The organism is Pseudonocardia sp. MH-G8 (genome assembly GCF_002262885.1).
Taxonomy (GTDB): domain Bacteria; phylum Actinomycetota; class Actinomycetes; order Mycobacteriales; family Pseudonocardiaceae; genus Pseudonocardia.
Map to the genome: position 1 here is coordinate 13220 of NZ_NKYF01000004.1, position 13325 is coordinate 26544.

Consider the following 13325-nt stretch of genomic DNA (forward strand, 5'->3'; position numbering starts at 1 on the left):
CGGAGGCGAGGGACGGCCGCGCCGGCCGCCCAGCGGGGAGGAGCGGTCCGGGGCGGACACCTCACGGGTACGCGGAGCGCACGACCTCCGCGGAGGGTGACGACCCGGCCTCCACCACCGCCAGCGCCATCTCCCGCCGCGCCTGCTCCTCGGACTCGGCGAACCCTGACAGTTCGGTGGACGTGCACGGGCGCCACGCGTTCCACCACCACCGTCGCCGCCGCTCGACGTAGATCACGCAGGTGTCCCACACGGTGTCGACGGCCGCGCTGTCAGCGCTCGCCATGGACCGGGTGTCTCCGCGCCGCAGCGGCGCGCGCGATGTTCGCCATCGTGCACGGCCAGTGCACCAGCGGTAGGCACCCAGAGCAGCGCCCATCCCCACGGGGGCGGTGGATGTTCAACATCCGCTCGACGGCTCCGGGCTGCGCGGCGAGGAAGCGCGCCGCGGCGTCGATACAGCCGGCCACGCCTGGCGCCGGATCGGGGCCGCTATGCATGTCGTCTCCAGTGATCGTGCCGGTCAGGACTTGGGACCAGCAGGCGGCTGCGAGGCAACACGCCCGCTCGTCCCAGTGCCCCGAGCATCGGGCTCTCGGGCCTGTGGAAGGAGGGCACGCCGACGGGCATCTTGGGGCATTCTGTAATCGCTGCATCGCCGAGCGTTGCCGCTACGCTCGCGCCTGGGGGTGCCATGGAGCCGAACACCAAGCTGCGCACGCTGCGCGAGTCACTCGCTTCTCCCACCTTCTTCGGTGAGGTGATGACCCGCGCAGAACTCGCCGAAGCCGTCAACGAGCAGCTGTGGCGCACGACGAGTCGACGCTTCGCTCTCGACGCACACACCGTCGCTCGCTACGAACGCGGCACTGTGCGGTGGCCCAATGCCGCGTACCGCTCGGCCATGCGGGCCGTCCTCGGGGTTAACACCGACGCTGAGCTCGGCTTCCGGCCGACCCCACGCGGCGCGACATCCCCCTCTCTGGCGACCCGACCAGCGGTGTCACGGAAGGTGGCAAAGAACAGCGACACTGCTGGTGTGGATCGTCGAGACTTCCTGCGAGTTGGAGTCGCAGCCATCGCGGCCGGCGCCACCGGCCTCCCCGATCCGGATGTCTACAACGCGGCCCTCGGTCAGTTGCAGGCCCTCGACACCGCCCAAGGTCCGGAGCGGCCGATCCCCGGCGTCACCCGACTCCTGCGCGACCTGACGACAGCTCTGGGCACCGCACGGGGAACGGACCGTGCCGCCCTACTCCACACCGGTGCCCGAGCAGCAGAGTTCGCCGGATTCCTGTACCGCGATCTTGGTAGGCCGAACCGAAGCCTGTTCTGGCACAACCGAGCGATGGACTGGGCGCAGGAGAACCAGGACCACCCCATGCAGGCATACGTCCTGCTGCGGAAGGCACAAGCCGCCTACGACCAGCGCGACGCCGAGCGAATGCTCGGCCTTGCCCGGGCGGCTCGCCGGTTCGACTCCGAGGTATCCGCCGGTCTGCGCGCCGAGGTACGCCAGCAGGAAGCTCGTGGTGAGGCGATGCTCGGCCTTCCGGAGCACGGCATCCGCCGCAAGCTCGACGTGGCGAGGAACCTCATCGCAGACCAGCGGCCGGCCGGCGACGACAGGCCTGGCGGCACCTACAGCTCAACGCTCCTCAACCTGCAAGAAGCGGTGTGTCTCACGGGAGCCGGACGCCCTCGCGACGCCGTGGCCGCCTACCGCGACTTCCTCGACCGCGACTCATCGTCGGTGCACGACCGCGCCTACTTCTCGACGCTCATGGCCACCGCCATGGCACTCAGCGGAGAGCCTGACGAGGCAGCGCGCACTACCACCGCCGCACTCCCGATCGCCGTTCAGACCGGTTCCCGGCGCACCGTCCGCGAAGCACGCACCACCGCGATCGCGCTCCAGCCATGGAGCAACAGACCTGCGGTCCGGGAGCTGGATCAAGCGCTTGCGAAGCTGCTCAGCCAGTGAACCAGCGCGCCGTCCGGTCAATCACCGCTCGCTGCCACTCCTGCGTCTGAGGATCGCGGTAGCCAGGGTCGTCGTGCACGGCGATGCCGTGCTGCGCACCCTCGATCTCCATCAGCTCGTGCACACCGGACGCTGCCCGCGACGACTCGATCGGGATGAACGTATCCCGCGTTCCGTGCACGAGCAGGGTCGGCGCCTCGACCCGAGCCAGTTCGGCACGGGCATCGACCCAGAACACCTCGTTCAGCAGCGCCCGGCCGAGCCGGAACGACGGCGAGTGCGCGACGTAGCCATCGGTCACGAGCCGCTCAGCTCCACTGCCGTCGATGCGGTCGTCCGACCAGTAGTCCTTGTCGTCGATGAACCGCTTCTTGTAGTCGAGCAACGGGTTGAACAGCACCAGCCGATCGACCAGCTGTGGACGGCGCGCTGCGAGCATCGCGCAGGCACCCCCCGAAAAGCTCGCGCCGACGACACCGACCGTCCTCAGGCGGACGTCGGAGGCCAGATACTCCCCCGCGGCTCGCACGTCGTTCGCCACCCCGGCCAGCGTCAAGTCCTCTTGCCGACCGCCGCTCGTGCCGTGCCCTCTGAGGTCGAGGCGCAGCGACGCCACTCCCGACGCCTCCAGCGCCTCCGCCAGCCGTGTGAAGAAGCCGCCTTCCTCGCGGGTGACACCGCCACCGTGCACGAGGACCACCCCGGCCACCGGTCGATCCGGGGTCAGCACCGTCGCGGACAGCTCGATCCCGTCCAACGACCTGATCACTACGCTCCCGCTGGGCATCATCACGGTCCCATCCTGTCGTTCGCAGCAGCCAGATCGTTCGTGCCCGGAGGCCATCTCGTGTTGGGGACCGCGAACCACACACCGCCGACCGATGTCTCAGAGAAGTCCCGCCCGCTCGTCCCACCGCTACGAGAATCTGGCTCTCCGGCCTGTGGAAGGAGGGCACACCGGCGGGCAACCTGGGGCATTCTGTAGTCGTCGCATCGCCGAGCGTGGCCGCTACGCTCGCGCTCGTGGGGGGTGCCGTGGAGCCGAACGCCAGGCTGCGTGTGCTGCGCGAGTCCCGGCCATCGCCCTCGATCCCGGGCGAGGTCATGAGCCGGGCAGAACTCGCCGAAGCGGTCAACGCCGAACTCTGGCAGAGCACGGGCCGCCGCTACGCCCTCGACGCCCACACCATCGCCCGGTACGAGCGCGGCGCAGTGCGGTGGCCGAACGCCGCGTACCGCTCGGCTCTGCGGAAAGTGCTCGGAGCGACCGACGCCGGGCTCGGGTTCCGTCCCACTCCCCGCGGCCCGGCGGCGGGAAATGACGAGCTCGGCATGTTGGAGGTACGCCTCCCCGTCCCTGCACACGCCGGATGGCCGGAAGTCGAGCAGATTCGGAACGCGACGACTGTGCTCGCGAGATCGGAGAACCTCTTCGGCGGCGGCGTCACGTGCCACGCGGCGGTCTCACAGCTGCGGGCGACGGCCGAGCTGCTCTCCGTTCCCGCGTCCAACGCAGTGAGCAGCGCCATGGCGGAGGCTGTCGGGAACATGGCCGGCGTGGTCGCGTTCACCGCCTTCGACATCGGCGATCACAAGGCGGCGAAGACGTGCTTCCAGTTCGCCTTGCGATGCGCGAACGACGCCGGGTCGTGGCAGCTCCGCTCCAACGTCCTCGCGGAGATGGCGCGCACCGCGGCTCACGGGGGGCGGTTCGACGACGCGCTTTCGCTGGTCGAGCTGGCGCAGGTCCGCTCGGATCGGCTCACGGCGACCGCGCAGGCGATGACGGGCATGCTGCGCGCCCGAGCGCTCGCGCACCTGGACCGCCAAGCGGAGGCAGCGGCCGAGATCACCCGCGCTGACGACTGGATGACCCGCTCCGACGCGGCAGTCGATCCGCCATGGCTGTGCTACTACGACCAGGCGGAGCACCAGGGGAGCACAGGCCGCGTCCTCGCGGTACTCGCTGAGGCCCGACGTGACCCCCGGCCCGCGGCCGCACGCCTGGCCGAAGCTATCGAGTCCGCGGGAGACGCGTACCCGCGTTCACGCACCTTCTCGCGAACTCGACTGGCGACACTGCTCATGAAGCTCGGTGACCCTGACGAGGCATCGGCCATCGGTCGAATCGCCCTCAGGGAGGCAGCACAATTCCGGTCACAGCGGATGCACCAGGAGTTGTCCGGGCTCGCCGCAGCGTCGCGAGTGCGGCCAACCGGCTCGACCGTCGAGTTGCGACAGATGATCGAAGCGTTGCCTCGCCGCTCCTGACAGGATCGGACGGTGCCGATCGACGCCGAGACCCTCGAACAGGTGGTGACCGACGCAGCAGGCCTCGCCGGGGTCGACGGCAGCAATCCGCGCCTGCTCAGGAACGGAAGCAACGCGATGTTCCGGCTACCCGGAGGCGTGATCGCACGTGTGGCGCCGGCCGGTCGTGCGGTCGTCGCCGAACGAGAGGTCCGCGTCGCGCGGTGGCTCGCTGCCCAGGGCCTCGCCGTCACTACCCCCCTGCACGACGTACCCCAGCCGACTCTCTTAGGGCAGCGCCCCATCACCTGGTGGGTAGCACTTCCCCCGCACAGGCCGGGCACCACGGGCGAGCTCGGTTCAGTGTTGCGCGACGTCCACGCCCTCCCCCCACCCCCGTTCGCACTCCCCCGCCACGACCCGTTCCGCGGGATCTCGACCCGCATCCACGAGACCAGAGCGCTGCCTGACGACGATCGCAGCTGGCTCTCCCGCCACCTCGCGCAACTCCGCCAGGAGTTCGCACAGCAGGCACCGTTCCGCCCACCCCGCCTCATGCACGGCGACGCGTGGCAAGGCAACCTCGCCGTCATCGACGACAGCCCACCCATCCTGCTCGACTTCGAGAACGTCTCCCTCGGCGACGCCGCCTGGGACCTCGTACAGATCGCCGTCGACCACACCGACTTCGCCCGGATCAGCCGCGACGAGTACACCAACTTCGTCGACGCCTACGGGGACGACGTCCTCACCTGGCCCGCCTACCCGCTCGCCACCGCCATCCAAGAGCTGCGATGGGTCGCCTTCGCACTCAGCAAGGCCGACGACCCACCGGCGCTCCCCGAAATCCGCCACCGCGTGGCCTGCATCCGCGGCACGGTCCCGAAACCCTGGACGTGGACCGCGTTCTGAAGGTGCGATTACCGTCACGGGCGCTTCAGGTTCGAAGGACGAGAACTTATGCCTGTCAGCGATCAACGACCGGAATCGCGGCGATGCCCTCCTTGACGAGGTCGCGAATACCGGACGCCACGGTCAAGCCGACGGAGGCTGATAGGTTAGCGAGAGCCCGTCGGTGCGGCCGTCGCGAAGAAAGTGCATGAGATCCGCGTTCTGCGCCCGCTCAGCATCGGTCGTTGCCGGCATCTGAAGTCGTAAACGCTCGTAGAGTGCGAAGCGATTTAACGTGATCAGAACGCTCAGCGCCCGGCCGTACTCAGCAGCTGCGACCACTGATCCACGGTACGCGAGGTACGCCGCCGCGTAAGGGACTAGCGCGACGAGGAGCCACGACCCGTGCCGGGCAAGGAAGACGACAGTCAAGGCTGTCGCCAGCAGCGACACAACCGTCATCCGAACTGCGAGATCGAGCTGCGACCGTTGATCCTCCATGTACTCGACGTCTGCGGGATCCGATACGCTAATCAGATACGGGACCGATACGATCGGATCAATATTGTAAGCGGAGCCCACCGTCCACTCGTATCGACGCAGGATGTTGCCCAGACGAGTCGGCATGAACTCGTCTCGATTGACCGGGAAGGCATCCGCGATCCGGTCCAGCTCAGAGTGCACGGCTGCCAGTTCGGCCATTTCGGCTCGCAGTGCAGGACCCTGCCCAGGAGGGACCCCTGGCGCATCTAACTGTGCTCTTCGACTGCCCTTCTGCCGGGCCACCGCCGCTCGTTCCCTGCGCAGTGCCCGCACTCGATGCCAGTGCGCGTTGATGCGGGCAAGGCGCACTGCTCGCGCTAGCGGCGATACCCCCCAATATCCCTCAAGAAATTGGACAAATGCGAACTGCAGTGGGTGCAGCACCACGCCAAGCCCGAGTGCAGCGAGGACGAGGCCCGCGGCGCCACCGAGTCCGATCTCACTGAAGCTCGCGAGCGCGGCCGCCGGGTCCGGTGTCCTAAACCAGGCTCCACTCCCGACGAGGAGCACGGTCCACGCCACGAGAATTGCCGATGGCACGGCGCTGACGAGACTGAAGTAGCGGCCTATTGACTCACGTGTCGTCGCCGCAATCTGCGATAAGTCAGCCACGGCGCACCTCGAACACGTGGCCGCAATCAGGACAGACGTACATTCGTCCTTCCGACTCTGCGTCCGGTCCGCCGCATTCTGGGCATTCCGCGGGCTCTTCGTCGCTACCCCTTCGGCGACCTGGGGGACGACGGGGGGAACCGTGTGTCACATGGCCCACCTGCCCTCACGTCCGGCGCCGCACCGGCGATGATAGGAGGTGCTGGCCCCTTCTGTCCCGCGTCCGACGTGCGATGATCTGCCCCGATGTCCACTCCGGCCAGGCCCACCGCGCTCGCCGCTGTCTGGGCTGGGCCGGCAGTCGCGATCGTTCTGGTGGCTGTCGCCGGTCAGGTCTTCGGTGTGCTGGGAGCGGTCATAGGTGTGGGCTGCTCGGCCGCCGCAATCTCGTTCTCAGCCGGGGAGGCGCTCGCGGACGGTCATCGTCGCCGCGCGTTCGCCGTCGCTGCGCTCGTCCTCCTACTTGCAGCCATGACGGTCTTCGCATGGCAGGGAGCTTGGCCGTGGTCGCGAGCCACTGCATCCGCAGTAGGCGGTGACGATCTACGAGGTCAGCGTATCGAGCCTGACCAGGTGACAGAGCTACGAGGAGCATCGCTCGCAGGTGCGGACCTCGCTGGGCTCGAAATGCGCAGCGCGGACCTGGCCGGCGTGGCAGCCCCGGGAGCGACGTTCCGCGATACCGACCTCACCGCTGCCTCACTTCGGGGTGCAGACCTCCGCGGAGCGGACTTGCGCGGCGCTTGTCTGATCGACGCAGATCTGGCGGGAGCAGACCTCACCGGAGCAAACGTCGCAGGCGCCGCTGTCGCCGTCCCGGAGGGAGTCATCACGATCGGAACGCCTGCGTCCAAAACCTCGCCACCCTCCTGTCGCTGACCAGCGTCCTCGCCGGCGACGAGCACCCCGGAGCTGAAAGCGAGCGCGCGTTCAACACAGCTCACCAGCTGGCCTCGAGGTTCGGACAGGGCCATCAGCTCGCGCGCATCAACACCATCCGCGCCGACCTCGCAAGCGCGCGGTCAGGATGAGGGCACGACGACCGACACGAGAGGCAGCAGTTGCTCCGGCCTGAAGCAGCCGTCACACCCCAGCAGCGAGAGGACGCGCTCCTCCCTGTGGCACTACCGCCTACTCGGCCACGAGCTGCGGAGCTGCGATGCCGCGATCGGGCTCGGCAGCCACGACCTCGGTGTGGCCACGTACGCCGCCGAGCTGTACGACCGCGGGCTGTTCCCCGTTCTCGTCTTCACCGGCGCCTCCTCCCCCACGACTCGCGACCGCTTCCCACGAGGCGAGGCCGCCCGCTACCGCGAGCATGCCCTTGAGCTCGGCGTACCGGACACCGCGATCCTCGTCGACCCCCACGCCACGAACACCGGCGCGAACATCGTCAACTCCCGGGCGCTCCTCGACGACGCCGGCCTCCGACCCGCGAGCATCCTGCTGATCTCGAAGCCCTACGCGGAGCGGCGCAGCTACGCCACCGCCCGAAAGCTCTGGCCCGAGGTCGATGTCATCTGCGCCGCCGCACCGATCGGGTTCGAGGCGTATGTCAAGACGATCGGCGACGAGCGGCGGGTCATCGACATGATGGTCGGTGACCTGGAGCGCATCCTCGAGTACCCCGCTCGTGGGTTCACGATCGCGCAGGACGTCCCGGGAGACATCGAGGCGGCGTATCACCGCCTCCGTGCTGCCGGCTTCGTCAGCCGAACCATCACGCCGTCGAGATGAGCGATTCGCACTTCCACACCGCATCTACCGAGATCGACGCGATGTACCTCGCCATCGTGTGAGACGGGTCCTGCCCACCGTCCGCGAGCTCGATCCCGTCCAGCGACCTGATCACTACGCTCCCGCTGGGCATCGTCACGGTCCAGATGTCGACATCGCCGCGCTGAACCCGAAGTCCGTCGGATAGCCAGGGTCGGTGATGGCCGGCCGGTCCATCCTGAATGCGGCGATCTCCCGCTCCGTTCCCCCGTCACACGCCAGGTCGGCGAGGATGTCACCGACCAGGCCGGCGAACTTCGCTGCGTGCCCGGCGCCGACGAACAGCGCAATGCGGGGATGCCCCGGCACCGTGTCCAGGATGAAGTTGCGGTCCGGGGTCAGGTCGTAGACGCAGGCCTTCGTCATCAGCTCCGGGCCGAGGGCGTCGGGCAGATGCCGGGCCATGAACGCGGTCAGGTCGTCCCGGTTCCCCTCGTCGGGCTCCCACGACCGGGTCTCCTGCGTCACTACCCGGCCCGAGACGTCGCGGCCTGCTTTGGTCGCGGCCTCCCCGTAGACGGGGAACCCGTAGTAGGTCGCCTGCGGGCCGTGGTAGATCCACACCCCGAACCGGTCCGGGGCGAACTCGCGAAGGTGTGGCGTCGACCAATAGGTCACCTGCTCGTGGGTGAGCGTGATCGGGACCCGGACGTCGAGGCCGTTCAACGCGGTCGGCGTCCACGACCCCGCGCACACCGAGAGCGTGTCCGCGGAGAATGTGCCGCGATCGGTGACGACGAGTACCCGGTCGGCCTCCGACTCGATCCTCTGCACCGCCGTCCGGTCCAGGAACTCGACCCCGTCCTGGCGGGCCAGCGCGATGTGCGCTGCGTTGACCTTGCGGATGTCGAGGATGCCCGAGTCGGCTTGGTACACAGCGATCGCGTCCTCGGGCAGATGCCACTGCGGCTGGCGGCGGCGCAGTTCCGCCGAGTCCAGGACGGTGCAGTCGTGCCCGGCCGCGGCGAGCGCCGCCTGGTAGCTCGCGACCATGACCTCGCCGTCGGCGCCGATCCCGATGTCGATGCCACCGGTACGCGTGATCAGTGCCAAACCGGTCCGTTCCTGCACCGCCTCGAACATGGCGTACGAAGGACCGGTGAGCGCGGTGTAGTCGGCGGAGTGATAGGCGTGCCGGATGATCCGGGAATGGTCCTCGGATGCACCGAGACCGTGACCCAGGTCGTACTGCTCGATCGCGAGCACGTCACCGCCGCGCCGGCGGCCCACCCAGTAGGCCGCGGCGGCACCGATGGCGCCGACTCCGAGCACGATGTGGGCGAACCGGCGCTGCACCCTCTTGGGCATCGAACCTCCCTGGTTGCTCGGTCCACCGTGCCGCTGCGAGCGGGTCGCGACATCGCACACCGTGCCCGCATTTCCGAGCTCGGACGCGACACCGTGTGGCTACCCGGGGCGTCCGAGCCGGAGCAGCTTGACCGCAAGGTGCGCCAGGAGCCGGTCCCCGCCGTCGGCGAGGTCGAGGCCACTGATCTCCTCGATGCGGTCCAGGCGGTGGTACAGCGTGCTGCGGTGGACGGCGAGCAACTGCGCCGTCCACTGCTTGTTGCCGGCGCAGTCGAGGAAAACCTCCAGGCTGTGGAGCAGCTCGTGGCCGGGGCCGAGGCGCAGCAGGTTCACGACACCGATCGGCAACACGTCGGGGTCCACGACATCGGCCGGGATCTGGCCGAGCAACGTGTAGGCGCCGAGCCTGCCGAAATCGGCCACGGCAGCCTCCTCGCCGAGCGACTCGACAACCGACAGGGCGATCATGGCCTGCCGATGGGCCACCGTTGCCGCACCCAGGCCCTGCGTCGGTGCCCCGAGTCCGACGCGGATCCCCGGGAGGGACGCGCGCAGGGTGTCGGCCGTGTCGCGCAGGGCCTGCTCGACGCTGCGCCGGCCGGCGAGCAGCACCGTGACCTGACGGCGGCCCGAGGAGCTCAGCCAGCTCGCCGGCGGAAGGCCCCGGCAGGCGAGGTGGACCGCGACCCGGACGTCGGTGTCGGCATGGCGGGCGACGAGGACGCCGACGTGGGTGTCGTCGTCGATCAGGCCCTGCTGCAACAACTCGGTCACCGCCTCCGCCCGTTCGCCGGCCGACGCGTCGAACAGCCGGTCGAGCAGATGCCCCGCGAGCGCCCGGTCATGGTCACGGACGATCAGGCGCTCGTGCAGCAGTACCGCGATCGCGTTCGCCGCGGCAACCGCATCGACCCGCTCCTCGACGGTGAGGGTGTCGTCCTCGTCGATCAACCAGACGAAGCCGAGCAGCGTGTCGCGGTATCGGACCGGGACGACCAGCCGGGCGTGCAGGCCGAGGTTCGGGTTGGGCGGCACCCGTGTCGGCGCGCTGATGAGACGCAACTCCGCGAGGTCGACGTCCTCGGGGCGCGTGCGCCGATGCAGCACCGACCACACCCTGGCGGGGTCGGAGTCCCCGCGGTCGGGGCTCGCCGCGACGAGCTGGAGCGAGTGATCGTCGACGGCGACCGAGCGTCGCAGCCGCGCGGCCAGCGCCTCGGCAATCTGCTGCACCCGCTCCACCGTCACCCGGCCAGTGTCGCCCCCTGGTCCAGTGCAGCGTCAAGATCGGCGACAAGGTCGTCGACGTCCTCGAGGCCGATAGACAGTCGGACCAATGTCTCGGGCACCGCGGCCTGCGTCCCGCCCGTCGTGCAGTGCGTCATGTTGGCGGGGTGCTGGATCAGCGACTCCACGCTGCCCAGCGAGACCGCGAGCGTGAACAGCCGTGTGCGGGCACACACCGCGGCGGCGTCCTCGCGGGATCCCCGGACCTCGAACGAGACGACGCCGCCGAAGTCGGTCATCTGCCGCTTCGCGAGGTCGTGCTGGGGGTGCGAGTGCAGGCCCGGGTAGTGGACCCGAGCCACCGCGGGGTGCGCGGTCAGCATCTCCGCGATCCGCATCGCGGCCGCACTGACGTGGCGCATCCGCACTGGCAGCGACTTCGTACCGCGCAGGACCAGCCACGCGTCCATCGGCCCCGCAACGCCACCGATCACACCGCTGGTGCGGTCGATCAGCTCGGCCATCGCCTCCGAGCCGGAGACGATCACCCCGCCCGTCACGTCGGAGTGCCCGCCGAGGTACTTCGTCGTCGAGTGGATCACCAGGTCGGCGCCGAGCGCAAGGGGCTGCTGCAGGTAGGGAGAGGCGAAGGTGCTGTCCACCGCGAGGACCGCACCGGCCTCGTGGGCCAGGTCGGCGACCGCGGCCACATCAGTGATCCGCAAGCGTGGGTTGGACGGCGTCTCGACCCACACGAGGGATGTGTCCGGCATGATCGCCGCCGCAACGGCACCGAGATCGGACATGTCCACGACGGCGGTTCGGACTCCCCAGCGGGACAACACCGACGAGAACAGATCCCAGGTGCCCCCATAGATGCTGTCGGGCACCACGACGTGCGATCCGGCGTGGCACGTCGCCAGCACGGTGGTGGTGATCGCGGCCATACCCGACGCCGTGGCGGTGGCCCCGGATCCACCCTCCAGCGCGGCCAGGCAGTGCTCGAGCGCCGCGCGCGTCGGGTTGGCGATGCGGGAATAGTCCCAGCCACCGTCCAGCACGACCGCCCGTTCGAAGGTCGAGCTCATGTGCACGGGCACCGACAACGCCCCGGCGTGCTCCTCCGGGTACTGCCCGGCGTGGACGGCGCGCGTCTCCGGTGACAGCTCGTCATAGGAGGCGCGCCGGTGCGGGTCTGCGTACCCGGTCATCGTGATCTCCCCTCCCGTCGCCCTGCCCAGTCTCGAACCGGGCGGTCGGGCCACCGAGCGGCACGGTGTCGCAATCGCGCATCTGGATTGCGGCACCATGCCGGATGCAGGGATCCGGCAGGCTGTACATAGTCCTCGCCACATGGTCGACATCCGGGCGAGGGAGACGCGATGGTCGCGAGCGAGACGGTGCCGGCTCAACCTCGAGAGGACCGGCGCTTCCTCCGCAGGATCACATTCACCACCGCGTGGGGCCAGGGTCTCGACGGCTACGACCTGGGCATCATCAGTGTCGTCCTGATCCCGCTCAGCGCCGAGCTGGACATCTCCCCCATGGCAATGGGGTTGATCGGCGCGGCTGCACTGGTCGGCATCTTCATCGGCGGCCCGGTCTTCGGCTACCTGACCGACCGGTTCGGCAGGCGCAAGCTGTTCAACATCGACATCCTGCTGTTCCTGGTCGCCGGCATCGCCCAGGGACTCGTCGGAGAGGGCTGGCAGCTCGTCATCGTTCGACTGGTGCTGGGGATGGCGATCGGTGCGGAGTACTCGATCGGCGCGCCGATGCTCGCCGAGTTCTCGCCCGCCCGCGGACGGGGCCGGCGGCTGTCCATGCTCGAGGTCTGCTGGTTCAGCGGGTTCCTCGCCTCGGTCCTCGTGGGCTACGCGCTGCTCGAACTCGGGGTGGGCTGGCGCCTGATCCTCGTGACCAGCGCCGTTCCGGCGCTCGTCACGCTGGTACTGCGCCACGGCATGCCCGAGTCGCCCCGCTGGCTGATCGCGAAGGGCCGCACTGACGAAGCCCGCGCCATCGTCGATCGCTACATGGGTGGGGAGGCCTACTTCGCCGCCGAACAGTTCGCCGACGAGTCGCAACGCTCCGGCACCGGCATCCGTGCCCTTTTCTCGCGCGAGCTGCGCGGTCGAACCATCTTCGTGTGCGTCTTCTGGGCCTGCCAGGTCGCGCCATACTTCGCGATCTTCACCTTCGCCCCGCAGGTGCTCTCGTCGTTGGACCTGACCAACGAGACGGCAGGAACGATCGCAACGAACGGGCTCGCAGCGCTGGGCGCCGTCGTCGGCATGCTCGTCATCGAGCGGATCGGCCGCCGACGCATGCTGGTGATCCCGTTCTGGATCCAGGCCGCTGCCCTGTTCGTCGTGGGGTTCTGGGCCGGGGCTCCCACCTGGGTGATCATCGCGGCCTTCGTGTTCTACGCCTTCTTCAACGCGCTCTCCAGCAACCTGGAGGCCGTCTACCCCGCGGAGCTGTTCCCCACCTCGGTGCGGACCACCGGTGTCGGCGTCGCGACGGCAGCCAGCCGCATCGGTGCCGCCATCGGGACGTGGCTGCTCCCGGTCGGTCTGGACACCATCGGTGTCGGGCCCTGCATGGTCATCGGCGGCCTGGTGTGCGTGCTCGGCGCCATCGTGTCCCAGGTCATGGCCCCGGAGACCACCGGGAAGTCGCTGACCGACAGCGCGCGGACGGCGGCCTCGCGGACTCGCGCGTGAGCCCGTCA

Annotated in this window: 12 protein-coding genes; 6 read left to right on the plus strand and 6 right to left on the minus strand. The window is 69.0% G+C overall.

What is annotated here, in order from left to right; all coding sequences use genetic code 11:
• Positions 1–61: 61 nt before the first annotated feature.
• Complete coding sequence (locus tag CFP66_RS12190; RefSeq protein WP_094923181.1) at positions 62–286, minus strand: hypothetical protein; 225 nt, start codon at positions 284–286, stop codon at positions 62–64.
• A gap of 408 nt (positions 287–694) precedes the next feature.
• Between CFP66_RS12190 and CFP66_RS12195 the strand changes: the two genes are divergently transcribed.
• Positions 695–1984 carry a hypothetical protein gene (locus CFP66_RS12195; protein WP_094923183.1) on the plus strand — a complete coding sequence of 430 codons (1290 nt, stop codon included), beginning with the start codon at positions 695–697 and terminating at the stop codon, positions 1982–1984.
• Here the strand turns inward: CFP66_RS12195 and CFP66_RS12200 are convergent.
• Positions 1974–2828, minus strand: a complete 855-nt coding sequence (locus tag CFP66_RS12200; protein ID WP_369805028.1) for an alpha/beta hydrolase — start codon at positions 2826–2828, stop codon at positions 1974–1976. The genes CFP66_RS12195 and CFP66_RS12200 overlap by 11 nt on opposite strands.
• 158 nt (positions 2829–2986) lie before the next feature.
• Here CFP66_RS12200 and CFP66_RS12205 point away from each other — a divergent pair, with 158 nt between their 5' ends.
• Together CFP66_RS12205 and CFP66_RS12210 are read left to right on the plus strand one after the other, a co-directional pair.
• Positions 2987–4255 carry a hypothetical protein gene (locus CFP66_RS12205; RefSeq protein WP_094923184.1) on the plus strand — a complete coding sequence of 423 codons (1269 nt, stop codon included), beginning with the start codon at positions 2987–2989 and terminating at the stop codon, positions 4253–4255.
• Positions 4256–4267: 12 nt separating this feature from the next.
• Positions 4268–5146 carry an aminoglycoside phosphotransferase family protein gene (locus tag CFP66_RS12210; protein ID WP_233159368.1) on the plus strand — a complete coding sequence of 293 codons (879 nt, stop codon included), beginning with the start codon at positions 4268–4270 and terminating at the stop codon, positions 5144–5146.
• A gap of 123 nt (positions 5147–5269) precedes the next feature.
• Here the strand turns inward: CFP66_RS12210 and CFP66_RS49155 are convergent, their stop codons facing one another.
• Positions 5270–5827 carry a hypothetical protein gene (locus CFP66_RS49155; protein WP_094923186.1) on the minus strand — a complete coding sequence of 186 codons (558 nt, stop codon included), beginning with the start codon at positions 5825–5827 and terminating at the stop codon, positions 5270–5272.
• 924 nt (positions 5828–6751) lie between these two features.
• Between CFP66_RS49155 and CFP66_RS49915 the strand changes: the two genes are divergently transcribed.
• Positions 6752–7159 (plus strand): pentapeptide repeat-containing protein, encoded by a 408-nt coding sequence (locus CFP66_RS49915; RefSeq protein WP_255413859.1) that lies wholly within the window; start codon positions 6752–6754, stop codon positions 7157–7159.
• Positions 7160–7396: 237 nt separating this feature from the next.
• Positions 7397–8017 carry a YdcF family protein gene (locus CFP66_RS12225; RefSeq protein WP_094923189.1) on the plus strand — a complete coding sequence of 207 codons (621 nt, stop codon included), beginning with the start codon at positions 7397–7399 and terminating at the stop codon, positions 8015–8017.
• Between the two features lie 135 nt (positions 8018–8152).
• On the opposite strand, the gene solA is transcribed toward CFP66_RS12225, so the two are convergent.
• From solA to CFP66_RS12240, 3 genes are all read right to left on the minus strand, one after another.
• Positions 8153–9364: an N-methyl-L-tryptophan oxidase gene (gene solA / locus CFP66_RS12230; protein WP_094923191.1), complete on the minus strand. Its 1212-nt coding sequence runs from the start codon at positions 9362–9364 to the stop codon at positions 8153–8155.
• A gap of 99 nt (positions 9365–9463) precedes the next feature.
• The gene (locus CFP66_RS12235) at positions 9464–10612 is read right to left on the minus strand and encodes a CdaR family transcriptional regulator (RefSeq protein WP_094923192.1); all 1149 of its coding nucleotides are present in this window, start codon (positions 10610–10612) and stop codon (positions 9464–9466) included.
• Positions 10609–11802: a PLP-dependent aspartate aminotransferase family protein gene (locus CFP66_RS12240; RefSeq protein WP_094923194.1), complete on the minus strand. Its 1194-nt coding sequence runs from the start codon at positions 11800–11802 to the stop codon at positions 10609–10611. The genes CFP66_RS12235 and CFP66_RS12240 overlap by 4 nt, the downstream gene beginning before the upstream one ends.
• Before the next feature lie 171 nt (positions 11803–11973).
• Here CFP66_RS12240 and CFP66_RS12245 point away from each other — a divergent pair, with 171 nt between their 5' ends.
• Positions 11974–13317 (plus strand): MFS transporter, encoded by a 1344-nt coding sequence (locus tag CFP66_RS12245; RefSeq protein ID WP_094923195.1) that lies wholly within the window; start codon positions 11974–11976, stop codon positions 13315–13317.
• Positions 13318–13325: the final 8 nt, after the last annotated feature.